The sequence below is a fragment of the Acidaminococcus sp. HCP3S3_H5 genome (genome assembly GCF_052122235.1).
Taxonomy (GTDB): Bacteria; Bacillota; Negativicutes; order Acidaminococcales; family Acidaminococcaceae; genus Acidaminococcus.
Genome location: NZ_JBQKCS010000004.1, coordinates 54,516 through 77,541, shown reverse-complemented (window position 1 = coordinate 77,541; position 23,026 = coordinate 54,516). Strand labels below are relative to the sequence as shown.

The following is a 23,026-nucleotide window of genomic DNA, read 5'->3' as shown; positions in this document are numbered from 1 at the left end:
TGCTCTCTCGTGCCACAAAAGCATTGGGCCGAAGGCCCAAGCATATATCCGCCCTTTTCAAGGGCGGGGGACCAGCCGCAAGGCTGGTGGTGGGTTAGCAGCGTCAGCTGCGTTTCCCATCCCGGCCAAAGGCCGACTGCGTTTGGCTTCTACTTGTTCCGTACTTCAGACGCCACACAGGAAGATGCGGTGCCTGATGGGCCGCCTCTTCCGCCGCTCAGCCGGTCCGCAATGAGCAGGATGGCGTTCCCTGCCCAGAACAGCATGCCCAGCTGACTGTTGAACAGGGTATGGTCAGTAAGGCCGCTGATAAAGATCCCCACCAGGGAAGCCATGTACCCGCAGGCCACCCCCCTCAGCCAGGGCAGGGTCCGGTTCCGGTGCCGGATTTCCCGGGCCAGCAGGAACAGCCGGACCATCACACAGAGAAACAGCAGCAGCCCTGGTATCCCCAGTTCTGCCGTTACGTTCAGCAGCAGGTTATGGCTGTGGTACATGAACACATCTTCCGAAATGAAGAAGTTGTAATCCGGGAAGGCATAGCCATATCCATACCAGCCCACTCCGAAAGGATGGTCCCGGATCATGTCCAGGGAGCTTTCCAGGTAGAAGAACCGCAGTTCCGCGGACGTGTCATGGACGGAAAAAATGGACATGAGCCGTTCCGCCAGCTGGTTCCAGAACAGGTACAGCACCCCCAGGCCCCCTCCAATGAAGGGCAGGAAAGCCTTGTGATAGAAGGCTCCGGCAAAGATGAACAGCACCCAGAAATAGGCCACCCAGTTGCCCCGGGAAAAGGTCAAAATCAGGCAGGCGGTGGAGAGAAGGAAGATCCCCACCAGGGCCCACCGGGTCTTTCCTCCCTTCAGAGGAGCGAAAAGCCCTTCACAGTAAGCCACCGTGGACACCAGGAAAGTGCCCAGGATGTTGGGATTCACCAGGGTGGAAATGGCCCGCCGGGACAGATGCTTGAAAGCCTGGTGGTCGATCCATTCCATATTCTGGAGACTGGTGCCGAAGAAATACTGCCAGATGCCGAAGGCCGCCACGATCCCGGCAGAGATCATGAAGATCTTGGTCAGGAACAGGGTCCGGCGGCCGGTACTGGCGTACCGGAGCACCAGGTAGAAGATCCCCGCCTCCTGGCCCACCACCCACAGCCAGTTCAGGGCGCAGGCGGCCGGGTTTTCCGACCACAGGGTGCTGACCCCGCTCAGGATGAACAGGGCCCACAGGGGCCGGCTGATGGTCCGGGGAATCTGGATGGCCGGCCAGAACTGCCCGGTCTTCCAGATGTTCACCAGGTTCAGCAGGAAACAGATGCTGAACACGATTCCCGCCCCCAGCTGATGCAGGGGCAGGATGAAAAACAGCAGAGAAAGGACCCCGAAAATAATCTGATTCAGGTTCCAGGATGCGGGGAGACCCCAGCCTTGCGGTCTTCCCATGATCTTACCGGTCCAATCCCAGTTCCTTGAAGGTGCCGATGAGATACAGGGACCCACAGACGATCACCACGTCCTCCGGCCCCGCTTCCGACACCGCCCGTTGGTAGGCAGCGGTGAGATCCTCCATGGGAACCGCATTCTTGTGGAGCCGCTGGGCCAGTTTTTCCGGTTTCTCCGACCGGTCTCCCTCATGGGCCAGCACCGTATAGATGGTGTCTTCCGGACAGAACAGGATGTCCGATACCTGGCTCACGTCCTTGTCCGCCATCATACCGAACACGTAGATCCGCCGGGCTTTGGGATAATACTCATCCAGAGCCTTCCGGAGCACCGTCACCCCGGAGGGATTGTGGGCCCCGTCCAGGATAATGTCCGGGTTCCGGTGGATCCGCTCCAGCCGTCCCGGCCACCGGGCTGCCTCCATCCCCCGGAGCATGGCCGCCTCATCAGGCACCCCGTGCTTGTCCCGGAGGATCTCCGCTGCCGTAAGGGCCGCCGCCCCGTTGAGGATCTGGTGTTCCCCGGGCAGGTGGATGGCCACTTCCAGTTCCTTTTCTCCCAGCCGGTACAAAAAGGTCTGGGTGTCCATGGAACTGGTGAGTTCTTCGGTGGAAAAATCATCCCCATATACATACAGAGGGGCATGGTTGGCTTCCGCCGCACCCCGGATCACTTCCAGAGCCTTCCCTTCCGCCTCCGTCACCACCGGCACCCCCGGTTTGATGATTCCCGCCTTCTGGGCGGCAATGGCTTCGATGGTCTTCCCCAGCCGTTCCGTGTGTTCCAGGGTCACATTGGTGATCACGGACACCTCCGGGCTAATGATGTTGGTAGAATCCCACAGGCCGCCCATGCCCACTTCGATCACGGCACAGTCCACCTGCTTTTCCGCAAAATACAGGAAGGCCATGGCGGTGATGAATTCAAACTGGGTGGGCTGTTCTCCTCCCTGGGCCAGGAACCGGTCCAGAGCGGCTTTGGTCTTTTCCGTTACCGCGGCAAAGTCTTCATTGGAAATCTCTTCCCCGTTGAGGCAGATCCGCTCGTTGTACCGGACAAAGTGGGGGGAGGTGTAGCTCCCCACCTTCAGCCCCGCCTGCTGGAGCATGTTGGCCAGAAATGTGGTGACACTGCCTTTGCCGTTGGTCCCGGTCACATGGACGGTCCGGATCTTCCGTTCCGGATGGTCCAAAAGGGCTGTAAGCCCCTGGATCCGTTCCATGCCCAGATGGATGCCGAACTTGCCCAGGCTTTCTACATAGTCTACTGCGTCCGCATATTCCATAGTCTGCTCCTTTCCCTTTTACAGGCTGCGCAGGGTTGCCATCCGTTCCTTCAGGCCGTCGATCCGCGCCAGGATCTCCGTCTGTTTGGTCTTTTCCTTTTCCACCACTTCAGCAGGTGCTTTGGCCAGGAAGTTCTGGTTGCTCAGTTTCCCGGCAGCCCGTTTGGCTTCCTTTTCGGCTCCGTCCAGTTCCTTCTGGAGACGGGCCAGTTCCTTGTCCACATCGATAAGGCCCTTGAGAGGCAGGTACACCTTGGCTCCGTTCACCACGGCCGCCATGGCGTTTTCCTGAGCGGCGTCATCCATGGCCCCCAGGGTCAGGACATCCACCGTACCCAGCTGCCGGATGTAATCCCCGTTGGCGGCAAACACATCCCGGAGGTCGGCATCCACCAGCACCGTGGCCGGAGCCTTGTGGCCGGGAGCCGCGTTCACTTCCGCCCGCATGTTCCGGATGGCCTTGATCACATCCATCACCGCAGTCATCTGTTTTTCCACGGTGTCGTCCATCAGCCCTTCATCCGCCACCGGCCAGGGAGCGATCATGATGCTCTGGCCTTCATGAGGCAGGTGCTGCCAGATTTCTTCCGTAATGAAAGGCATGTAGGGATGGAGCAGCTTCATGGCGTCGCCCAGTACCCGGCACAGTACCGTCTGGGCCGTAGCCCGGGCAGCGGCGTTTTCCCGATCGTAGAGACGGGGTTTGGCCAGTTCGATGTACCAGTCGCACACTTCTCCCCAGATGAAGTCATAAATCAGCCTGCCCGCTTCGCCCAGTTCGAATTTTTCCAGGTAGTTGGATACATCCCGGATGGTGTGCTGGAGCCGGGACAGGATCCATTTGTCCGCCAGGGTGAGCGGTGCTTTTTCCGCATCCTTGTCATAACCGTCCAGGTTCATGAGAGCGAACCGGGAGGCGTTCCAGATTTTGTTGGCAAAATTCCGGGTGCTTTCGATCCGGTTCCAATAGAACCGCATGTCGTTCCCCGGAGTATTGCCGGTGATCAGCATGAACCGCAGGGTATCCGCCCCGTACTTGTTCACCACTTCCACCGGGTCGATGCCGTTGCCCAGGGATTTGCTCATCTTCCGGCCCTGTTCGTCCCGGACCAGTCCGTGGATGAACACGTGCTTGAAGGGTTCCTTCCCCATGAATTCCTCACCCATGGTGATCATCCGGGCCACCCAGAAGAAGATGATGTCATAGCCGGTGACCAGCACGCTGGTGGGATACCAGTGTTCCAGTTCTTCCGTCTTTTCCGGCCAGCCGAAAGTGGAGAAGGGCCACAGGCCGGAGCTGAACCAGGTGTCCAGGCAGTCTTCTTCCTGATGGATGTGGGTGCTGCCGCATTTGGGGCAGGCGGTGAGATCCGTCCGGGAAGCAGACACTTCCCCGCAGTCGTCGCAGTACCATACCGGGATCCGGTGCCCCCACCAGATCTGCCGGGAAATGCACCAGTCATGGATGTTTTCCAGCCATTGGAGATAGGTTTTGGTGAACCGGCTGGGAACAAATTCCGTATGGCCTTCGGTGACGCATTTAATGGCTGCTTCCGCCAGGGGTTTCATCTTCACGAACCACTGGGTGGACACCATGGGTTCCACCACATGGTGGCAGCGCTGGCAGTGGCCAACGGAGTGGGGAGCATCTTCGATTTTCACCAGAAGGCCCATGTCCTTCAGATCCTGGACAATGTGCTTCCGGCATTCATACCGGTCTTCCCCTTCGTATTTGCCGGCCTCTTTGGTCATTTTCCCGTCCAGGCCGATGACCACGATCTGTTCCAGGTTGTGCCGCTGGCCCACTTCATAGTCGTTGGGGTCGTGGGCCGGGGTGATTTTCACCGCGCCGGTACCGAATTCCAGGTCCACATATTCATCGGCGATAATGGGGATTTCCCGGTTGGTGGTGGGCAGGGCGATTTTCTTCCCCACCAGTTTCCCGTACCGTTCATCCTTGGGGTTCACGGCCACGGCAGTATCTCCGGGGATGGTTTCCGGACGGCTGGTGGCGATGGTCAGGTACTGATCCTTTTCGCCCACAATGGGATAGTTGATGTACCACAGGGCACCAGCATCGTCCTGGTGTTCCACTTCCACATCGGACAAAGCCGTACGGCAGTTGACGCACCAGTTGATCATCCGGGTACCCTTGTAGATCAGGCCCTTTTCATAAAGGCTCACAAAGGCTTCCCGGACCGCCTGGCTCAGGCCTTCGTCCATGGTGAACCGCTGCCGGTCCCAGTCGCAGGAAATCCCCAGGCTCTTCAGCTGCCGGACGATTTCGTCCCCGTAGGCTTCCTTCCATTTCCACACCCGTTTGATGAATTCTTCCCGGCCCAGATCGTACCGGGTCAGGCCTTCCTTCTTCTTCAGTTCCTCTTCCACCTTGATCTGGGTGGCCAGTCCTGCATGGTCATAGCCCGGCAGCCAGCAGGTGTTGTCCCCCATCATCCGGTGCCAACGCACCAGGATGTCCTGGAGGGTATTGTCCAGGGCATGGCCCATGTGGAGCTTGCCGGTAATGTTGGGAGGCGGGATCACCACACTGAAGGGTTTCCGGCTCTTGTCCACCGGCTGATGGAAAAAGCCGTGATCGATCCAGTATGCATACCATTTCTTCTCCACCGCAGCCGGATCATAGACCTTGGGGATGTTGTTTTCTTCTGCCATAACTCTGCCTCCTTAAAAAAATAAACCCGTCCTGCTGTATAGGACGAGTTGTTCGCGGTACCACCTACATTCTCAATTGCTTGAGCACCTTAAAGCGGCGTAACGTGCCGTGACGGACAGGGCTTTCCTCCTGCCGGCTCCAGGACGACTTCCAGCGCATTGCCCGGATGCTTCCACCACCCGCATCCTCTCTGCCGGTACAAGGGGCGCTGTACTCCTTCCCATCATCGCCTTTGGCTGTATGGTTGTATGGAGTCATTGTAACAAGGGGGCGCGGGATTGTCAATGGGGTGGACCCTTTCAAATCCCCGTCAACGGTCAGCGGCCGTTGAACGCCGACAGAAAAGGGGTGCTGCACAAAACGTGCAACACCCCCTTTTTCACAGCGCCTCGATCTGCCGGCACAGCATCTTGCCTACGCTGTCGGCCATTTTATCCAGATCCCGGACTTCCACACAGTCTTCCCCGAAGATCTTCCGGGCATCTTTCATGATGTGCTGATTCTCTCCGTTGATGAGCCCGATAATCCGGATCCCTTCCCGGCGGAGGCTGGCGGCTTCGTCAGCGGTGTTGGCCACGGCTTTTTCATCCCGGTATTCCGAAGAGCTGAACAGCCCGTCTCCCACCAGAGGCTTGTCGTCGTTGGGCTCCGCATCCGTGAGCATGATGAGGATCTTTTTGGTCTGGGTAAAGTCCCCCATCAGCTGCCGGGCTCCCCGGAGGGCCAGCCCGTCCCGGTTCCACCCGGTGGCCACATAGTTGAAGATATTGGTGCACCGCTTCTTGTCCGCATAGTCCTTGAACAGGGTGAGTACCGTATAGTTCCGCAGAGTGCAGAAGGAATACACCTGGTAGGGAATCCCGCACTGGCGGAGACTTTCGGCGATCACATAGGCCTGGGAGGCGATTACCTGCTGATACTCCCCCCGGGAGGCGGAAGCATCCAGCATCAGATCCACGGTGAAATCCGGGCTGGAGACGGTCTCCCGTTCGAAGAACACCCGGCTGTCATTCACCTTCAGGGCCCGCCACACCAGGCCGGGTACCAGTTCCCCTTCCTTGGCGGGCACCGGCAGCCGGGTCTGGGCCATGCGCATGACGCTCCGGAGCTGGCTGGTGAGCCGGGCAATGCTCTTCCGGCACTGTTCCCCGTGATCCTTGTAGTAGGCCAGGTTCTTCACCCGCTGGGCGTGAGCTCCCTCAAGCCAGCGGGAAGCTTCCCCGGTGGCCCCTTTGCTCCCCAGCCGGCCCCGGGTAAAGTGGAGATGGCACCCCTGATGAGGCCCGTTGCACCAGGCCTGGTCAATATCCAGCATTTTCCGGGGCGGGTAGATGCTGGCGCCGAAACAGTCGATGATATAGTTGTAGTTTTCCGACGCCGTCTGGCCGGTGATAATGGCCATGAGCCCGTTGTGGGCGTTTTTCCCGGCCAGGATGTCCATGGCCTGCTTCTTGGAATAGAGAAAATTGAACACGCTTTCCTGCTTCCGGAACACATGGGGCAGCAGCCAGTCGATAAAGTCCCCCAGGCCTTTGCTGATGATGACTTTTTCCAGGCTTTCCCGGACCAGGAAATGGGAGACGAAGTACTTTTTGGTGATCTTCCGGAAATGGTCGCACAGCTGCTTGGTATCCCAGGCCGGATCGAAGCAAAGATTGGCATAGAGCCCCTTGGCCCAGGGGTCATGGAGATCCAGTCCCTCCCCCAGCACCTCGTGCCACCGTGCCGCCTGCATTTCGTGGGCCACTCCGGTTTTGTCCAGTTTGGTGCCGTCAAAATAGGCCCTGGCATGCTGCTGCCGGAGATAGGGCAGCACCGGCCGCACCGGAGCCTCCTTGGCGTAGGTGGCGTATTCCAGTCCCAGCCAGAACAGGTCCGTAAAGGTATCCCGGAGAGCGCTGTCTTCCATTTCCTCGAACATCTGGTGGATCAGCTTCACATCATAATATTTCCGGGTGAAGCCCACCACCGCGTTCAGATACAGATCCGGGGTACCCTGTTCCGTATAGGCCAGGAAATCGGGATCAAACCGGTAGTCCCAGGACACGTCCCATACGATATTCAAAGCCCGGCGGCGTTTGGCATCGTACTTGAGTTTTCCCATGGTTCCTCAGTCCTCGAAAATGTCCTTTTTGGTATAGTTCCCGGGAATGTGGAGATTGATCACGTCCCGGATCAGCCCCGGTTCATATTCATCGAAGGATTTGTTCACGATTCCCAGATCCAGGGCCTTGTGGGCTTCCAGCCCGGCTTCCATCAGGTGGATGGCATCCAGCATCCCCCGCAGGTCCAGGGCCTTTTCAGAGATTTCGCTTTCCTGGCATTTCTTTTCCAGGTCCTTGAAGATCTGACAGAAGGCCTTCCGGGGTTCCTTCCGCAGTCTGGGGAATTCGTCCTGGAGCAGCCGGTCCAGGGATTCCATGGAAATGGGCGGCAGCTGGATCACCGCAAACCGGGAAGCCAGGGCTTCGTTCAGTTCCCGGGTACCGGAATAGCCGTAGTTCATGGTGGCGATGAACCGGCAGGCCTTGTGGGCATGGAGCAGGTCATAACCGGGAATATCCACCGTATGCCGGAAGTCCAGCAGAGAATGGAGCACAGCCATGGCTTCGTTCCGGGCCATGTTGATTTCATCGAAGACCCCGAATCCCCCTTTCACCGCGCACTGGTACACCGGTCCGGGACGGAATTCCACTTCCCCGTTTTTGAAGGTATCAGTGCCCAGCATCCCGGTGGCATCCATGTTGATGTGGAAGGACACGTTCCACATGGGACGGCCGAACACCGCTGCCAGGTTCTCCGCCAGCACGTTCTTCCCGGTGGCCTTGGGTCCGGCCAGCAGCAGATTCTGGCCGCACAGAAGGGCCGCAATGGCCTCTTCCCACACATCCTTTCCATAATAATGGAAATGGGGCACAGGGACACGGGCCGTCAGGTCTTCCGGGGTGGGAAATTCCTTCCGGTACGCCCGGATCCCCTGGATCAGTTCCGGGTTGATTTGTTCACTCTCTAAAAATTCCAGCATCATAAGGGCTCCCCTCGCTTGACATTTGCATCAGTAATTATTATAGCACAAAAGGGGGCATTGCACGTTACGTGCAATGCCCCCTGATCGTCAGCGGTCAGCTGCCGTTGACAGTTCTGCTGCTCCTGCTGCAGAACCTTATTCCGGCACTCCTCCGAACCGGTTGGCTCCGCTGTCACCTTTTTTCACCATCAGGTAAATATACGTGGCCAGGTTCAGGATGGGCACCAGGAACAGCAGGGTCCACCAGCCGCTCATGTCCATATCGTGGAACCGGCGGGCCAACAGAGACAGGCCGCACAGGAACATCACCAGATAGGTGAGCATCCACAGGCCCATGAGAGCAATGGCCCCCACCCCGCTTTCAAACAGGGTGAAGATGAACACGCAGCCCATGAGGAAAAAGGTCAGGCAGCTGGCCCCACCCAACAGGAGAGCCCCCCGGAGGGCCAGCTCCACCCGGCCCAGACGGCCGTGGAAATTCAGATACAAATCCAGGAGAGACGCCCAGTCCCGGGGAATCTGCCGGGCAAAAAAGTGCCGTTCCATCCACTGATAGGGGGAAAGTTTTTCATTTTTTATCGCAGAAGTTTCAACATGCAAATCCATACAGCCTCCTTGCCATCAGCGATTCCTATGTTTTCAGTCGAAAGATATTATATCTATTTTTGGCGAGAAAAGAAAGAGGCCAGGACACAAAAAAAACGCATTTCACGACAAAAACCTTTTCCGTCCTGAAATGCGCCTCTTTTTATTTGCTTTCTTCCGGCCCTTCCGCAATCAGGAAACCGCCTTCCTTCAGGCTGTCCCGGATGGCTTCCAGTTCATCCTGGGAATCCGCGGCCACGGTCAGGGTATGGACCCCCTGGGAAAGGGTAGCGATCAGAGGGATGTTGTATTTTCGGAAATTGTCCAGATACTGCTTCACATCCCGCCGGTTCTTCAGGTTCAGGAACGCCTGGATGGGCCCGCAGAAATCCGGCACCAGGGTAATGCTGGCAATCATGCCCCCGTTGTCCACCACAATGTTCAGTTCATCCCGGGCGCTGTCCGTATCCATGGCTTTGTATCTGCATTCAAAGTCCATGCTCAGGCTCCGGCCGTTGATCTGATACCCCCGCCGGGTGGAAACAATGGCCGTACCGGCGCTCCGCAGGAGAGCCATATCCAGAACAATCACCTGTCGGGATACGTTCAGGTCCTTGGCCAGCTGATCCCCAGTCACCGGGCCATTGCTGCTGCGCAAAATTTCCAGGATTTTCTTTCTGCGTTCTTGATTCTTCATAATACCCCTCCCGTTTAGATTCTTTCTTTCGGATTCCCTGGACCGGTTCAGTTGCATAATCCATCTGGCAGGGCGTCAATCCTAAAGCAATTCAGCTGTATTGTATCATATTTAGTTATGATTGTCTAAATAAAATTCGTTTTAAGTTGTTTTTTCCAAACTTGCTTCCATCAGGAAAATCCGGGGTATAAGTTTATTATTTGTTTATGAATATTTTATGAAAATCTTTTATTTTCATTTGGAAAAGGGAGGTGCCTGAGAGGTACTCGTTCAAAATCAATTTGCAAAAATTGATTTCCTTCGGCCGTTGACCGCTGACAAAAAAAGAGGATACTGCATGATTTCTGCAATATCCTCTGCACTTTCACTTGGTGACCCTGGAGTGATTCGAACACTCGACACACGGCTTAGAAGGCCGTTGCTCTATCCAGCTGAGCTACAGGGCCAAATAAAATGGAGCGGGTGATGGGAATCGAACCCACGTAACTAGCTTGGAAGGCTAGGGCTCTACCATTGAGCTACACCCGCATGAGAAAAATTGGTCGGAGCGACAGGATTTGAACCTACGACCCCCTGCTCCCAAGGCAGGTGCTCTACCAAACTGAGCTACGCCCCGTCGCACGTACAGGCCAACTTGGTTATAAACAAAAAAAGGTAAAAAAAATATGGTGGGCGCTAACAGGATCGAACTGCTGACATTCTGCTTGTAAGGCAGACGCTCTCCCAGCTGAGCTAAGCGCCCAAAAGAAGTGGTGACCGGAGGGGGAATCGAACCCCCGATACCGCCGTGAAAGGGCGGTGTCTTAACCGCTTGACCATCCGGCCACTTGGCTCCCCGAGTAAGACTCGAACTTACAACAACTCGATTAACAGTCGAGTGCTCTACCATTGAGCTATCGGGGAATTCTTGCGACGCTCATGCGCTGCGAGTGTTATTATATAAAAGATGGTACAAAATGTCAACAGGTTTTTTAATTTTTTTTGGAGAAAAAGAAAAAACAGTCAACGGTCAATGGTCAGCTGCCGAAGGAAGCCAAATACCAGGCACTTGGCTTCGAACAAGGGACGGGCGAACCAGGCGGCGTTTTCCAGATCCCGGCAGGGCGGCGGCTATGGTTTCCGCCACCTTCCGGTTGTTGCCGGTACGGCTGGAATACAGTACGATGGTTTTTATGGGCATCCTCCTTAGAATTTCCATTCAGCGCCGGCTCTCCAGACCCGTCCGTCGGTCCAGATGCTGTCGCTGCTGTCGAATTTTTTGTTGAACAGGTTGTCAATCCCTGCGTACAGGGACAGGCTGCCGATGTCCTTGGTCACCACGAAATTGGTAAGGCTGTAGGAATAGGACTTGTTGTCGGCGCTGGTGAGATAGTTCTGGTACCACTGGTTGTACAGGGTGGCAGTCCAGGGAGCCTTTTTGGCATCGGTCCAGGACAGTTCCACAGTGCCGGTATTCAGGGCCCGGCCGGTGAGCCGCTTGTTGGTGTTCCCATCCCGGGCATCCAGGTAGGTGTAGTTGGCCCGGGCGCTCCAGTGTTTGTCGAACTTATACCGGGTTTCCGCTTCCACCCCGTTAAAGGTGGCCTTGTCCACGTTCCGGTACTTGTACAGGAAGTTCCGGATCCCGCCGCTGAAGCTCAGGGACACTCTTTCCGAATCAATCAGGTTGGAGATCTTGTTGCGGAAGTAGGTGAGTTTCCCGGTGGCCTTGCCCTTTTCCCCTTCCAGGCTGATGTCGAAGTTGGTGGATTTTTCCGGCTGCAGATCCGGGTTCCCTTCCACGATCACCCGCATGGAGGCAATGGGGGAATGGATCATCTGGGAGTACAGTTCGAAGATGGTGGGAGCCCGGAAGGCCTTGCCGTAGTTCACTTTCAGCCGGCTGGCCTTGCTGAAGCTGTAGGTGAGCCCGGCCCGGGGGGACCATTCGCTGCCAAAGCTGTCATGATGATCGAACCGGACAGAGGGAACGAACAACAGCTTGTCTCCCAGCTTCATTTCGTCTTCCAGATAGAAGGCATAGGAATTCTGGCTGGCAGACCCGTAGGGACTGGTCATGCCCAGATACCGTTCGATCCGGGTGCCCCCGCCCGAGTTGGCGAACCGGGTGCCCCCGGCTTTCTGGTTCTTCACTTCCATGCCGTAGGTAAGGGTGTTGTTTTTGTCCATCTTGTAGGTGTTCTTGGCTTCGTTGACCCAGGTGGAATACCGGGCATGGTTGAAATCGTCCCAGGCGGCTGTCCGGGTACGGCCCACTTTCCCCAGCCGGCTGTAGTAGGACTGGATCTCCCAGTCGTTCTTCCGGTCGAAGCCGTAGTACTTCACATGATAATCGGACCGGTTGTTGTCATAGTAGCTGGTGGTGGTGCCGGCGGTGGTGCTGCCGGACAGGCTGGTGAGCTGTTCTTTCATGAAACTGGCCCCGAAGTCCAGGCCGCTGTGGTCATTGAACCGGTAGTTCCCATTGAAGGAGAAATTCCGCCGGGGGCCGTACATGTTGGTACTGCCGTTGTTGTCCTCCTTCCGGACCTTGGTCAGGTTGAAATCGAAGTTCATGTTCAGCTTCCCCATGTCCCCGGTGGCAAAGCCTCCGTACACGGAAGATTCCAGGCTGCCGGTGCGGGTACCCGCATAGCCGCCCTGGGGCTTGTTCTTTTTGGTGATGATGTTGATCACGCCTCCGGTGGCATCACTGCCCCAGACGGCGGAACCGGATCCCCGGAGGATTTCCACCCGGTCGATCTGGTTCACGTTGATCCGGTCCAGCTCGTAGGCATTCATGGTGCTGGCGGAATCTTCTCCGGCAATCCGGCGGCCATCCACCAGGATCAGGGTTTCCGTGATTCCCATGCCCCGGACGCTTACATTGTTCCCCACCATGGAGGTACCGTTCCGGGACACGTCGATGCCCGTGGCGTTCTTGATGGCATCCCGGACGTTGTAGGCCCCTTTCTTTTTCATTTCGTCAGCCTTGATCACCTGGACCGCCATGGGGACCTGTTTTTCCTCCAGCTTGGTCCGGGTGGCGGTGACCACCGTCTCTCCCAGTTCCAGATTGTCCATCGCAGTATCAGATGCCTCTGCGGCACTGCACAGCTGGGCACCGCCCAGTACGGCTGCCAGGCTTACCGCCAGCAGGATTCTTCTTTTCAGCCACGTTTGATCCATGGTAACGCTCCTCTACACTGTATTTTGCAGGTCATTCCTTTCCGCATGTTTCAGATTCCCCCCGTGAGACCGGTCCGCCCGAAAGCCGCGGTCGGTCTCCCCTGTCAGTTCAGCCGGAAGGTAAATGTTTTTGTTGCATAGCACCGGACCGGGTATCCTTCCTTGTACGCCGGTTCAAAAGCATAGCCGTAGGCCGCATCCAGGGCCGCCTGGTCCATGGGACCATAGCCGGAACTGGACACCACCGTGGCGCTTTCCACGGAGCCGTCCTTCCCCACAATCATCCGGACCCGGACGGAGCCCTGGATCCCGTGGTTCCGGAGCGCATCAGGATATTCCGGCGCCGGCCCTCCCAGGAAGCTGGCGGATACATCGGACTGGACCGCTTCCGTGTCGAAGCCGGGGCCATCCGCCCCTGCCGGGCCCGGAGGTTCTCCCGGGCTGCCTGACTGATTGCCCCCATTGGAGACTCCGTCAGGACTGCCCCCTTCCGGATCCCCGGCAGCCTGGCCGCTGGAAGATGCGTCTCCGCTGCCGGTCAGAGCCGGACTGGCATTTTCTGTCGGTACAGGGGCTGCCGGGCTGTTCTGGGCAGCGGTCCGTTCTTCCGGAATGGCATCCGGGGCCGTCATCCGGGGCACCGCCGGAACCTGGGGACGGGAAGCAGCAGTCATCGGCTTTTGTCCTGCTGCAGGAGCCGGAGGGTTCCCGTTCCCCAGCCGGGCCCCGGGCACTTCCCCATACCCATGATAGGGACTGCCGGAAACGATGTTTACGGTGTAGACTTTATCCTGTTCCTGCTGTTTCTGCCAGGCCTGGAACCCGGCGCTTCCCAGAGCCAGGAGCACCGCCAGATGGACCCCCAGGGACACCAGCAGCCCCTTCCGGCTGTCACTGCTGCCCATGGTCCGCCGCCTTTTCCGCCGCCAGGCCCACACGGAGGATCCCGGCGGCCTTGCAGTCGTCCAGGAGCCCCAGGATCTTTTCATAGGGCACCTGCCCATCCCCGTAGATTACCAGGGAAAACTGGGGGTCTTTGGCCGCAGCGGCTTTGGCCTGGGCGATGAGGGCTTCCCGGGTCACCGGTTTCGTCCCCAGGTACAGACTGCCGTCCGCCTTCACCGCCACATTGAACCGGGCTTCCGGCTGAATCCGGGTCTGGGTGGCCGCTGGCAGCTGGACCGGCACCGTTTCCACTTCACTCATGTTCATGGTGGTAACGATGAAGAACACCAGCAGCAGGAAACTCATGTCGATCATGGGACTGATCATGATCCCCAGGTCGTTTTTCTCCCGGTCCTTCAGCTTGATCATGCCCGCCTCCGTTCCGGATGGCAGAATTCGCTGCAGGTTTCCTTCTTCCGCACCGCTTCCAGAAGGGTGTTGCCCATTTCCTCGATGTTCAGGGTGATGGTCTTCATCCGCCGTTCAAAATATCCATGGGACACTACGGCGATAATGGAGATGCACAGGCCAAATACCGTGGTAATCAGGGCTTCCGCCAGGCCGGAGGTAACTCCCATAGGGTTGGTCATCCGCTGGGTCAGGTGGGTGAAAGCTCCCATCATCCCGGTAACGGTACCCAAAAGTCCCAGCACCGGAGCCAGGGTCACGATAATGTTCAGATAGGGCAGGTTCTTCTCGAATTTGTCCAGGGCCCGTTCCGCCCGGTAGCTGATGAAGTTTTCCAGGTACCCGTAATTGTCATGCCGCTCCATGACAATGGTGGCCAGCTTGGCGATTTCTCCCTGGGTGTGGTCCGCCAGTTCCTTGGCCTGGTACCAGTCATTGTTTTCCACATAGGTGCAGAAGGCCTTGGTGAATTCCCGGCCGCTGTCTGCCTTCCGGAAGAACAGCATCCGTTCCACCCCGATGGCCAGGGCGGCAATGGAACAAAAAAGCAGGGGCCACATGACCCAGCCCCCTTTGATGAAATAATCCACGCCTGCAGTCAGTATGTTCATGTTTCCTCTCTCTTTCCAGCCGCATTGTCTCCGACTTCTTTCTTCCATAAGGCATAATACAGGACCCGGCGAGCCAGCAGTTCTTCCGGAGGGCCCTCCGCGTATTTCTTCCCGTTCTGGATCACCACCACCCGGTCGCTGACTTCCAGAGCCTGGCCCAGGTCATGGAGGACCATGACGATGCCCATACCATTTTCCCGATTCAGCTTCTTGACCAGCTGCATCACTTCCACCTGGTAGGAAATGTTCAGAAAAGCAGTTGGTTCGTCCAGGAACAGAAGATCCGGCTGCTGGGCCAGCACCGTGGCGATCCACACCCGCTTGGCTTCGCCTCCGGAACAGTCGCAGAAATGTTGCAGGGTTTTCACATAAAAAGCAGGCTGACTCCTTGCTTTTATTGATCCATCCGTACCTTGACTACGATTTTTTTAACCTTTTCCGCCTTCCCGTCAAAATGGCAGTTGGGCCGATGGACTTCCCAGGGGTAGAAAATGGCGAAATCCCGTTTTTCCAGCTTCACCACGTTTTCCTTTTTCACCTGACCGTAGAACACCACGTCATTGGCTTCCCGCCGGTCTTCGGTGATCTCTCCGGCGTTTTCCACGTCGGTGTAGCCGATGGCTTCCCGTCCGACACCCAGGATCTGGATGTCGATGTACTGAAAGTGTTTTTCCGGCCGCCGGTCCCGGGCCGGTTCCGTTTCATACTCGTTGACGCTGGCAAAGATGTCTTCTCCGGCCAGCAGTTTCTTTCCCACCGGCAGCTCCGTTACATCCCGTTCCGCCAGCAGTTCCAGGGCCTTTTTCACCGGCCCGGTAAGCTGGCCTGCCAGCCGGTCCAAATGGTCCAGATTTCCTGTAATCATGCGTTCTCCTCCTTGGGCAGGAGCCCCAGCAGCTTGGTGTAGACCCGCAGGGCGTTCCTGTAGAAAAATTCTTCGTGGTGGGCTTCCGGCACCACCAGCTTCATGTTGTCGATGTAACTGTGGATGTTGATCAGCGGCCAGTCAGTGCCATAGATCACCTTGTCGTACCGGTCCACATAGTCCAGCCACATCCGGATATAGCGGAAATAATCCCGGTGCTTTTCGTAGAAGATGGCCCCGTCGAACTTCCCTTCCAGGAGCCCGGACAGGTCCACATACACATTGGGATTCTTGGCCACCACTTCCATGGCGTCCAGGATCCAGGGATTGCCGCAGTGGGCGATCACGAACTTCACCCGGGGGAACTGGCCCGCCACTTCGTCGATGGTGAGAGGATGGGCATATTTCAAAAGCCCGTGGCCTCCGGCAGTATCTCCCGTATGGAACACCACCGGCACCTGATAGGCTTCCGCCAGTTCATACAGGGGAAAATGCCTTGGATCATAGGCGTACACCTGGTTGTAGCCGGTGTAGATCTTGATTCCCACACAGTGGGGGTTCCGAACCACCGGTTCGAATTCCTGGGCGGTCTTTTCGCAGTTCTCTTTGGTAAGGGCGTTGCTTTCCAGCCCGGCACAGAAGGCGATTTCCGCCGGCTGGTTGTAAGGATCCAGGGTGCAGGGGCCCGCCAGATCCGGCACCCTGGGTACCACCCCTCCGAACCGGCTGGGCCCCAGAGGTGCGTTGCCCATGGCCACCGACAGCACCACGTTGTTCTCCCGGCAGGCCTTCAAATAGTTCTCCACTGTATTTTCATGGCCGGCGGCTTTGGCCACCTGGTCGAAGCCTTCATACCGGAAAAAATGCATATGGCCGTCAATGATTTTCATTCAAATTCCCCTCTTCCCGCAAAAATATCCACAATGGTTCCTGCCTGTTGGCTTCCGGCAGGACGTTCTGTACTTCTTTTTTCTGTTCTTCCCACAGGGTCAGCAGGCTCTGGAGCACTCCCTGCTCGAAGCGCACCCGGGTGCTGCCTGCCGTCACCCTATGGACTCCGCCAATCCTCAGGTCCAGCACTTCCTGGTCCAGCTGGATGGACCATTTGTCGCTCTGGCCCACCCGGTGCCGGTCCACCTGGGCCACCACCAGGATGTCCGCCCCGGCCTTCCGGGCTTTCTGCCGGATCTCTTCCTGGGACCAAAGGTCCTCGCTGCCGGCGGTGTGCCGGTACTCCAGCACCACATACCGGGGCAGCAGGCTCCGGTATTCATCCAGCAGGAACTGGCCCAGATCCGGGGAATACCGGGTATCCGCCCCGTTGTCCCGGCTCAGGATCACCAGGGCCGTCAAGGGACCGGTACCCTCCCGCTGCTCCCGGGGTGCCGGGGGCCAGATTCCCGCTTCCACTGCCTTCTGCCGTTCCTGATAATAATCCCGCACCGCCAGGTCCAGATAATAGGAAATGGGATGCTGGTAGTCCGTGTATTTTCCCGACAGGGCATATTCTTTCTTTTCTCCAAACTGCTGATACCCGGACCGGGTCACGGTCTGGAGCGCCCCGGGCACCGGGTCCAAAGAGGTCACCGCCCGGAGCAGGCTGATCTTCGTTCCGTATTCCCGGGCAAAGGCCCGGTTTCCCACCGCCGGGGCCCCGAAGGTGATCACCGGGATCTGGGCCCGGGATACCCCCTGGGCCGCCAGTTCTTCTCCCACCAGGGTGGCTCCGGCTCCACCCAGGCTGTGGCCGGTGAGCAGCAGCCGTTCCCTGGGATGGGTTTTCAGGTAGTCCCCCAGGTTTTCCGTCTTCCCGTCCCCATCCACATCCAGAGGCTGGGAAAGAGCCGTCCGGGCGTACTGGAGGAAGCCTTTGTGGACTGCCGGGCTGTCCATTTCTTCGGCGGCCGGTTTCCCGGAAGGATAGTCCACCGTCTCCATCTGGAGATTCAGCTTCCAGTCCCCTTTGGAGGCACTGCCCCGGAAGGCCAGCACATTCCAGATTTTCCCCCGGAGGGGATCCGGTTTCCGGGCCAGGGTGAAGTTCACTTCCGTCTTCCCGTCCTTCAGGGTATAGGGGGTGAGCTTCCAGCCGTAGTCTTCCAGATACCGGACTTCTTCACTGTTTTCCGGGTGATAGCTGCCGGCGCACACGGCCGCTGCCATGGCCGTCATGGCCGCCTGCTTCACCGGACGGTCCGGCGCCGACTGGGATGCCGCCCAGGCCGCCCGGGGCAGCACCAGCAGGGCAGCGGCCGCCAGAAAACGGACCAGCCGTCCCCCTTGATTCCTTTTCAGGACCATCTCAGGCCCGGGGATTCCGGGTGTTCAGGTCCCGGAGGTCCGGCTGGCTCAGACGGATGTACACCGGCCCGTCCAGGAGGGTTCCCAGTTCGTCCGTCTGGAACAGGATGGAAATGCTCCCGTCCTGGTTCAGGAAGAAATCTTCCGGCACCCGGGTCACCTGTTTGGTGGGATGGATCTTCACATCGCTGCTGTTGTAGCACTGGTTGGCCAGGTATCCGTTCAGGTCGGCCACCGTCACCCGGACAAAGGCGGACAGAGGCAGCCGCTGGCCGCTGGCCAGTTCGTATACCACGGCGCTGGTCCGGACTTTGTTGTCGCCGCCCTGGGTCCGCAGATCGCTGAGCACCAGGGAAACCAGCTGGTTGTCCTCGTATTTGGTTTCATACCAGGTCCGGCCGGAAGTGAACTTCCGGTCCACGAACCCGGCCCGGAAATCATCCATAAAGGTCTTGATATCCTTGTTGATCATGGTATCCGCTTTTTTGTTCTTGGTATGGACCACCGGCCAGGTCATTTCCAGGTTCCCCACCTGGGCCTGCTGGCTTTCCACCTCGGCAAAAGCCGGGACGGACAGGCTGAAGCAAAGGGCCAGAGCCGCCAAAGCCGCTTTTTTAAACATGGTTCCACGCTCCTTTTTTCCTTAATATTCCTAGTATAACATAAAAAGATGCGGTTGGATAAACAGCCGCATCTGGTCGGAAGAGGGAATTGCAAGACAGATAAAAAAAGAGCTGTTCTCTGTAAAATACAGGTAACAGCTCTTTTTTTCTTATTTTGATGATTATTGAATCTTTTCAATGGAAATTACAGTTACATTTTCTTCTGCAATGCGGAACTTTACATTCCATTCTCCGAAGGCCATACCGTAGATCCGGTCCGGATCTTTCTGGTAATGGGGCCGGGGGTCCTGAGACAGGATCCCCAAAAGGGCCCCCCGCTGGTCTTCCGGCAGTTTGGCCAGAAGGTCCGGGGAACACCGGACCTCCAGGGTGCTGTCCGCCCCCTGGGCGAAGCCGCTCCGTGCGTCGGGACGGGCATCGGCGTAGGGCACATAGGGCTTGATGTCATAAATGGGGGTACCGTCCATCAGGTCCGCCCCCTTCACCCACAGTTCCGGCCCATGGGGGCCCTCCCAAATGATTTTGTCCAGTTCCACCAGGGACAGGCCCAGGGGATTGGGACGGAAAGGGGACCGGGTGGCGAAGACCCCCAGCCGGGTATTGCCTCCCAGCCGGGGCGGCCGCACGGTAGGCGACCAGGTGTGGTTCCGGGAAAAGCCCCAGATCAGCCACAGATGGGAGAACCCTTCCAGGCCCCGGAGGGCTTCCCGTTCCCGGAACCCTTCCGCCATTTCCACCCGTCCTGTCAGATCCGGCACCAGGCCGCTCTGCCGGGGCAGGCCGAATTTTTCCGGCAGCAGGCCCCGGTACCAGGCCACCGGCCGGAGGGTTAGGAGGCCCTGTTCCAGGGATTGAGGTTCCGTCATTTCACCACCGTGTTCACGTTCAGGCCCTTGTCTACGTAGAACCGGGTGCCCTTTACGGTAAGATCAGCGGCCAGTCCCTTGGTGGTCACCTGGTACATCCACATGCCCGGTGCCACCTGGAAGGAGCCTTCCAGGGCGTCCCCGTTGACTCCGTCTCCGGCAGCAGCCACCGCTTCACCACCAAAAGTCCATCCTTTGGTAATGAAAGAATTGAAGGCGTCTTCATTGCCGAACACAAAGATGATGTTGGACTGCCGGACCCCCAGGCCCAGGCCCACTTTCATCTCGCCCATTTTCATGAACACTTCCCGGCCGCTGTGCTGGTTGATGGCCCGTCCCCGGCCGTGGCCCCCACCTAAAAGTCCCACGCTGTAGCTGGTGTCCACGAACACTGCATAGCCAAAAGCGTTCTGGATGGCCTTCCGGGACTGGGGTTTCCGTTTGTACAGATCCAGCAGGGCCTTGTAGGTCTTGGTCCGCAGTTCCGCCCGTTCCCGGTCTTCTTTGGTCAGAGGAGCCGTCTGGACCGTTTTATCACCGGCCGGCTGGGCCGCAGCCCCCGCGGCAAAGCAGGGAGCCGTCAAAGCCAGAGCCGCCAGCAGAGACGCCGTGATTTTTTTCGTTTGTTTCATGATCAGACCCTCTTCACTCTTTACTCTTCACTCTTATTTCTCCGGCTTCAGATACCCGCCGCCCTGGAGTTCGTAGGTCTTGCCGCCCAGCCAGGCGTTGGCGGCACTGCTGCTGTTGTAGTACAGGGTGTGCCCGTTGCCCTTCAGGTTGGTCAGGGCCGTGGTTCCGTCGGTGAACCCGTCCACATGGCTGTCAGCGGTCAGAGACCAGCTGGAGGAGGCGTCCAGGTTCACGTCCACCTTCTTGCCGGTGTTATCCGTATTAATGGCTCCGGACCAGTGGCTGCCGTTCTGGAGGTCCATCAGGATGGTGCTGCTGGCGTCCACGGACACATTGCCGTAAAGCCCCTGGTTGTTGGCCATGAAGGTCAGGTCACCGCCGTTGGTCCCGGCGTCCCCGAACTGGTTGGCTTCCACCCGGATCAGGGTGCCCCCCAGATACTGCATGGTGGTCATTTCCGAATAGATCCGGGCTGCGGTATTGGTCACGTAGAACAGGGGGCCTTCCTTCAGGCTCCGGAGAGCGGACCCTTTGGCGGCGAACCGGCCCAGGGCCTTGCCGTCAGAGCCGTTGTCCCGGGTCTTGTTCTGGTACAGCATCACCCCGTGACTGCCGTTGCCGGACAGATCCACATATTCCAGGTGGATGGAGTTGTTTCCTTCCACCACGGCGATTTCACTGGCTCCGGCGGTGCCCTTTACTTCGCTGACCTTGATGGTTCCCTTGGAATACACCAGGGGAGAGCCTTCTCCGGAAGTGTTGATGGTGCTCTTGCTCACTGTCACGCTGGCTCCGGAAGGTTCCGTGGCCAGGGCCGCAGACCGGATACCGGTGGTACCGATGTTGATGTTGTCCGCCGTGATGGTACCCCCTTCGGTGGCATCCAGGCCCCGGGAAGAGGCCCCGGTGGTGCGGATGTTGGAATCGTGGAGCTTCACGCTGCCTTTGGACCCGGTGGCGAACACGGCGTTGGCCCCGTCCGCTTCCGTCCGGATGGTGCACCCGTCCATGGCAAGGGCTCCGTCTGCAGCCAGCACTGCCGCATTCTGGCCGTGGAACTTGCTGCCCAGCACGTCAGTAGTGGCGCCGCTTTTGGTAATGGCTCCGTGGGACAGGGTCACGTCCGCCCCGTTCTTTACCAGCAGGGCGCTTTCGTCCGCCACCAGAGCCGCATAGCTGTCGGCCAGGGCGGTCTTTTCTCCGCTGACCACTTTGGCAGCGCTGTAGCTGTCCGCCGGCAGAGGTTCAGCAGCGGTGGTTTCCCCCGCCGTTTCCGCCGGAGCAGCCTTTTCAGCCGTTTTTTCCGCCTTGGCAGCGGCTTTTTCGGCCTTGGCCGGTTTCGCCGTTTCCGTCTGGGCAGAAGTGGCGGCAGCAGCCGCCGTGGTCTTATGGGCTGCCCAGGCGCAAGGGGTGGACAGCAAAGAGGCCAGGATGGCCAATGTTAAAATCTTGGAATTTTTCATGGGAATCCCTACTTTCCTGTATATACTTATACATAATATAGTATACCGCAAAAGGGTGCCACCGTAAACGATGGCACCCTTTTGTCACGAATGAGGGTATGAGAACGCCAGACTCTCCTTCACCTTCTTGTAATCCACCTTCCCCACTCCCGTAAGGGGCAGGGCTTCCATTTCTGTCCACCGGCCGGGAATCTCTCCCGGGAGCAGGGTTTTCCGGAGGGCTTTTCGTACTTGGGGCAGGGTGATCCCCGGTTCCAGCACCACACCAGCGCCCAGGTCTTCTCCCCGCTTTTCGTCCCGGACGGGCACCACACTGGCATCCCGGACTCCGGGAACTTTCAGCAGGGCCTGTTCCACCCGGCTGCAGCTGATGGTAAGGCCTCCCTTGTTGATCACTTGACCCCGGCGGCCCAGGAAGATCAAATATCCGTCCTTATCGAAATATCCCATATCCTCCAGGGTACAGGGCCGGGGCAGACCAGCCACCCTGTAAGGGGTATCAATCCAGATCATCCCCTCCCGGAGCTCCACCTTCACCCCGGGGCAGGGCTTTCCCACGCTCTGGGGATGGGCCAACAGCTCCTCATAGGTGAGCCAGGTGATATAGTCCAGTTCGCTGGCCCCGTAATACAGCAGGACCTGGCTGGAAGGAAAATGCGCTTTCAGGGTCCGGGCTGTTTCCCCATCCAGCAGCTGGGACCCTGCCAGCACCGTCTTCATAGCCGGATAGGACCGCTCCAGCACCTGGAACAGCAGCTTCAGCTTCACCGGCACCAGGTACAGCAGGGTCACCGGGTACCGGTCCAACAGAGCCTTCCACCGGGTGCTCCGGAGACTGGAGGCCATCACCAGGGTGGCACCGGCATGGAGCAGCTGGGCCCACACATTCAGGTTCCCGGTAAAGCTCATGCTCCCTTCGCAAAAGCCCACCGTGTCCCGGTCCACCTGGAATTTCCGGTCCTGCTCCGGAAAGAAATCCCCCCAGCTGCCATAGGTCCGGAACATCAGCTTGGGCAGCCCGGTGGAGCCGCTGCTCAGGACCCCCATGCACAGTTCCCTGGCCGGCACCGGAGCTTCCGGGCACCCGGGCCGCAGGGTTCCGTCGTCGATCCACCCGATCTGCCGGACCCGGGCCAGTTCGTCCGCCGCCTCTTTTGACAGGTCCGGATGGCCCAACACCGGCACCCAGCCTGCCAGTTCCGCGCCCAAAAAGGCTTCCAGCTGAGCCGCCGGTCTGGGCCGGATGATCAGAACAGTTTGCCGGGGAATCCCCAGCTGCTTCAGGCTGTCCCTGTACACCCGGGCCTTCCGGGCCATTTCCCCATAGGAAAAGACCTGCTCCTCTTCCACCAGGCAGGCTTTATCCGGCTGGACCCGGGCCCATTGTTCCAGTATCGTTCCATAATCCATGGCTGATTCTTCTTTC

The 23,026-nt window shown here is 58.2% G+C and carries 20 protein-coding genes, 6 tRNA genes and 1 other annotated feature; all 26 genes read right to left on the bottom strand.

Annotated elements, in window-relative coordinates; all coding sequences use genetic code 11:
• Positions 1-149 precede the first annotated feature (149 nt).
• The 26 genes from ACTQY5_RS06075 to ACTQY5_RS05950 all read right to left on the bottom strand — a co-directional run bounded on the left by ACTQY5_RS06075 (position 150) and on the right by ACTQY5_RS05950 (position 23,010).
• Positions 150-1,448 (bottom strand): O-antigen ligase family protein, encoded by a 1,299-nt coding sequence (locus tag ACTQY5_RS06075; protein WP_154487722.1) that lies wholly within the window; start codon positions 1,446-1,448, stop codon positions 150-152.
• Between the two features lie 4 nt (positions 1,449-1,452).
• On the bottom strand, positions 1,453-2,733 hold the full coding sequence (locus tag ACTQY5_RS06070) for a bifunctional folylpolyglutamate synthase/dihydrofolate synthase (RefSeq protein ID WP_441368949.1): 1,281 nt from the start codon (positions 2,731-2,733) through the stop codon (positions 1,453-1,455).
• 18 nt (positions 2,734-2,751) lie between these two features.
• Positions 2,752-5,406, bottom strand: a complete 2,655-nt coding sequence (locus tag ACTQY5_RS06065; protein ID WP_441368948.1) for a valine--tRNA ligase — start codon at positions 5,404-5,406, stop codon at positions 2,752-2,754.
• Between the two features lie 36 nt (positions 5,407-5,442).
• Positions 5,443-5,643, bottom strand: a binding site (T-box leader).
• A 143-nt stretch (positions 5,644-5,786) separates the two neighbouring features.
• Entirely contained in the window at positions 5,787-7,511 is a 1,725-nt protein-coding gene (locus ACTQY5_RS06060; protein WP_022487198.1) for a VWA domain-containing protein, read from the bottom strand.
• A 6-nt stretch (positions 7,512-7,517) separates the two neighbouring features.
• Complete coding sequence (locus ACTQY5_RS06055) at positions 7,518-8,435, bottom strand: AAA family ATPase (protein WP_022487197.1); 918 nt, start codon at positions 8,433-8,435, stop codon at positions 7,518-7,520.
• 135 nt (positions 8,436-8,570) lie between these two features.
• The gene (locus ACTQY5_RS06050; RefSeq protein WP_022487196.1) at positions 8,571-9,041 is read right to left on the bottom strand and encodes a DUF805 domain-containing protein; all 471 of its coding nucleotides are present in this window, start codon (positions 9,039-9,041) and stop codon (positions 8,571-8,573) included.
• Positions 9,042-9,183: 142 nt separating this feature from the next.
• Positions 9,184-9,717: a transcription repressor NadR gene (locus ACTQY5_RS06045; RefSeq protein ID WP_022487195.1), complete on the bottom strand. Its 534-nt coding sequence runs from the start codon at positions 9,715-9,717 to the stop codon at positions 9,184-9,186.
• Between the two features lie 369 nt (positions 9,718-10,086).
• Positions 10,087-10,163: transfer RNA gene (locus tag ACTQY5_RS06040), tRNA-Arg, on the bottom strand.
• An 8-nt stretch (positions 10,164-10,171) separates the two neighbouring features.
• Positions 10,172-10,245 (bottom strand) — tRNA-Gly (locus ACTQY5_RS06035).
• An 11-nt stretch (positions 10,246-10,256) separates the two neighbouring features.
• Positions 10,257-10,333: transfer RNA gene (locus tag ACTQY5_RS06030), tRNA-Pro, on the bottom strand.
• Positions 10,334-10,383: 50 nt separating this feature from the next.
• A tRNA-Val gene (locus ACTQY5_RS06025) sits at positions 10,384-10,459 on the bottom strand.
• 8 nt (positions 10,460-10,467) lie between these two features.
• Positions 10,468-10,542: transfer RNA gene (locus ACTQY5_RS06020), tRNA-Glu, on the bottom strand.
• Between the two features lie 3 nt (positions 10,543-10,545).
• Positions 10,546-10,620 (bottom strand) — tRNA-Asn (locus ACTQY5_RS06015).
• A 282-nt stretch (positions 10,621-10,902) separates the two neighbouring features.
• Positions 10,903-12,885: a TonB-dependent receptor plug domain-containing protein gene (locus ACTQY5_RS06010; protein WP_441368947.1), complete on the bottom strand. Its 1,983-nt coding sequence runs from the start codon at positions 12,883-12,885 to the stop codon at positions 10,903-10,905.
• Positions 12,886-12,989: 104 nt separating this feature from the next.
• A complete protein-coding gene (locus ACTQY5_RS06005; RefSeq protein ID WP_329777856.1) occupies positions 12,990-13,790 on the bottom strand; it encodes an energy transducer TonB in 801 nt (266 codons plus the stop codon).
• Positions 13,777-14,199 (bottom strand): ExbD/TolR family protein, encoded by a 423-nt coding sequence (locus tag ACTQY5_RS06000; RefSeq protein ID WP_441368946.1) that lies wholly within the window; start codon positions 14,197-14,199, stop codon positions 13,777-13,779. The genes ACTQY5_RS06005 and ACTQY5_RS06000 overlap by 14 nt, the downstream gene beginning before the upstream one ends.
• Positions 14,196-14,849 (bottom strand): MotA/TolQ/ExbB proton channel family protein, encoded by a 654-nt coding sequence (locus ACTQY5_RS05995; protein WP_441368945.1) that lies wholly within the window; start codon positions 14,847-14,849, stop codon positions 14,196-14,198. Before ACTQY5_RS05995 ends, ACTQY5_RS06000 begins: the two co-directional genes overlap by 4 nt.
• On the bottom strand, positions 14,846-15,217 hold the full coding sequence (locus ACTQY5_RS05990; RefSeq protein ID WP_441368944.1) for an ATP-binding cassette domain-containing protein: 372 nt from the start codon (positions 15,215-15,217) through the stop codon (positions 14,846-14,848). The genes ACTQY5_RS05995 and ACTQY5_RS05990 overlap by 4 nt, the downstream gene beginning before the upstream one ends.
• Before the next feature lie 26 nt (positions 15,218-15,243).
• A complete protein-coding gene (locus tag ACTQY5_RS05985) occupies positions 15,244-15,714 on the bottom strand; it encodes a YhcH/YjgK/YiaL family protein (protein ID WP_022487189.1) in 471 nt (156 codons plus the stop codon).
• On the bottom strand, positions 15,711-16,604 hold the full coding sequence (locus ACTQY5_RS05980) for an amidohydrolase family protein (protein WP_022487188.1): 894 nt from the start codon (positions 16,602-16,604) through the stop codon (positions 15,711-15,713). The genes ACTQY5_RS05985 and ACTQY5_RS05980 overlap by 4 nt, the downstream gene beginning before the upstream one ends.
• Positions 16,591-18,015 (bottom strand): lipase family protein, encoded by a 1,425-nt coding sequence (locus ACTQY5_RS05975; RefSeq protein WP_441368943.1) that lies wholly within the window; start codon positions 18,013-18,015, stop codon positions 16,591-16,593. The genes ACTQY5_RS05980 and ACTQY5_RS05975 overlap by 14 nt, the downstream gene beginning before the upstream one ends.
• 1 nt (position 18,016) lies before the next feature.
• Complete coding sequence (locus tag ACTQY5_RS05970; protein WP_441368942.1) at positions 18,017-18,637, bottom strand: hypothetical protein; 621 nt, start codon at positions 18,635-18,637, stop codon at positions 18,017-18,019.
• A 162-nt stretch (positions 18,638-18,799) separates the two neighbouring features.
• The gene (gene tsaA, locus ACTQY5_RS05965) at positions 18,800-19,504 is read right to left on the bottom strand and encodes a tRNA (N6-threonylcarbamoyladenosine(37)-N6)-methyltransferase TrmO (protein ID WP_441368941.1); all 705 of its coding nucleotides are present in this window, start codon (positions 19,502-19,504) and stop codon (positions 18,800-18,802) included.
• A complete protein-coding gene (locus tag ACTQY5_RS05960; RefSeq protein WP_441368940.1) occupies positions 19,501-20,136 on the bottom strand; it encodes a YSC84-related protein in 636 nt (211 codons plus the stop codon). The genes tsaA and ACTQY5_RS05960 overlap by 4 nt, the downstream gene beginning before the upstream one ends.
• A gap of 33 nt (positions 20,137-20,169) precedes the next feature.
• The gene (locus ACTQY5_RS05955; RefSeq protein ID WP_329777848.1) at positions 20,170-21,600 is read right to left on the bottom strand and encodes a hypothetical protein; all 1,431 of its coding nucleotides are present in this window, start codon (positions 21,598-21,600) and stop codon (positions 20,170-20,172) included.
• 84 nt (positions 21,601-21,684) lie between these two features.
• On the bottom strand, positions 21,685-23,010 hold the full coding sequence (locus ACTQY5_RS05950; protein ID WP_441368939.1) for an AMP-binding protein: 1,326 nt from the start codon (positions 23,008-23,010) through the stop codon (positions 21,685-21,687).
• Positions 23,011-23,026: the final 16 nt, after the last annotated feature.

Excerpts from the sequence above, each read along its gene's own strand:
- ACTQY5_RS06075 (WP_154487722.1), bottom strand. The coding sequence starts at position 1,448 with ATGGGAAGACCGCAAGGCTGGGGTCTCCCCGCATCCTGGAACCTGAAT.
- ACTQY5_RS06070 (WP_441368949.1), bottom strand. The coding sequence starts at position 2,733 with ATGGAATATGCGGACGCAGTAGACTATGTAGAAAGCCTGGGCAAGTTC.
- ACTQY5_RS06065 (WP_441368948.1), bottom strand. The coding sequence starts at position 5,406 with ATGGCAGAAGAAAACAACATCCCCAAGGTCTATGATCCGGCTGCGGTG.
- ACTQY5_RS06060 (WP_022487198.1), bottom strand. The coding sequence starts at position 7,511 with ATGGGAAAACTCAAGTACGATGCCAAACGCCGCCGGGCTTTGAATATC.
- ACTQY5_RS06055 (WP_022487197.1), bottom strand. The coding sequence starts at position 8,435 with ATGATGCTGGAATTTTTAGAGAGTGAACAAATCAACCCGGAACTGATC.
- ACTQY5_RS06050 (WP_022487196.1), bottom strand. The coding sequence starts at position 9,041 with ATGGATTTGCATGTTGAAACTTCTGCGATAAAAAATGAAAAACTTTCC.
- ACTQY5_RS06045 (WP_022487195.1), bottom strand. The coding sequence starts at position 9,717 with ATGAAGAATCAAGAACGCAGAAAGAAAATCCTGGAAATTTTGCGCAGC.
- ACTQY5_RS06010 (WP_441368947.1), bottom strand. The coding sequence starts at position 12,885 with ATGGATCAAACGTGGCTGAAAAGAAGAATCCTGCTGGCGGTAAGCCTG.
- ACTQY5_RS06005 (WP_329777856.1), bottom strand. The coding sequence starts at position 13,790 with ATGGGCAGCAGTGACAGCCGGAAGGGGCTGCTGGTGTCCCTGGGGGTC.
- ACTQY5_RS06000 (WP_441368946.1), bottom strand. The coding sequence starts at position 14,199 with ATGATCAAGCTGAAGGACCGGGAGAAAAACGACCTGGGGATCATGATC.
- ACTQY5_RS05995 (WP_441368945.1), bottom strand. The coding sequence starts at position 14,849 with ATGAACATACTGACTGCAGGCGTGGATTATTTCATCAAAGGGGGCTGG.
- ACTQY5_RS05985 (WP_022487189.1), bottom strand. The coding sequence starts at position 15,714 with ATGATTACAGGAAATCTGGACCATTTGGACCGGCTGGCAGGCCAGCTT.
- ACTQY5_RS05980 (WP_022487188.1), bottom strand. The coding sequence starts at position 16,604 with ATGAAAATCATTGACGGCCATATGCATTTTTTCCGGTATGAAGGCTTC.
- ACTQY5_RS05975 (WP_441368943.1), bottom strand. The coding sequence starts at position 18,015 with ATGGTCCTGAAAAGGAATCAAGGGGGACGGCTGGTCCGTTTTCTGGCG.
- ACTQY5_RS05970 (WP_441368942.1), bottom strand. The coding sequence starts at position 18,637 with ATGTTTAAAAAAGCGGCTTTGGCGGCTCTGGCCCTTTGCTTCAGCCTG.
- tsaA (WP_441368941.1), bottom strand. The coding sequence starts at position 19,504 with ATGACGGAACCTCAATCCCTGGAACAGGGCCTCCTAACCCTCCGGCCG.
- ACTQY5_RS05960 (WP_441368940.1), bottom strand. The coding sequence starts at position 20,136 with ATGAAACAAACGAAAAAAATCACGGCGTCTCTGCTGGCGGCTCTGGCT.
- ACTQY5_RS05955 (WP_329777848.1), bottom strand. The coding sequence starts at position 21,600 with ATGAAAAATTCCAAGATTTTAACATTGGCCATCCTGGCCTCTTTGCTG.
- ACTQY5_RS05950 (WP_441368939.1), bottom strand. The coding sequence starts at position 23,010 with ATGGATTATGGAACGATACTGGAACAATGGGCCCGGGTCCAGCCGGAT.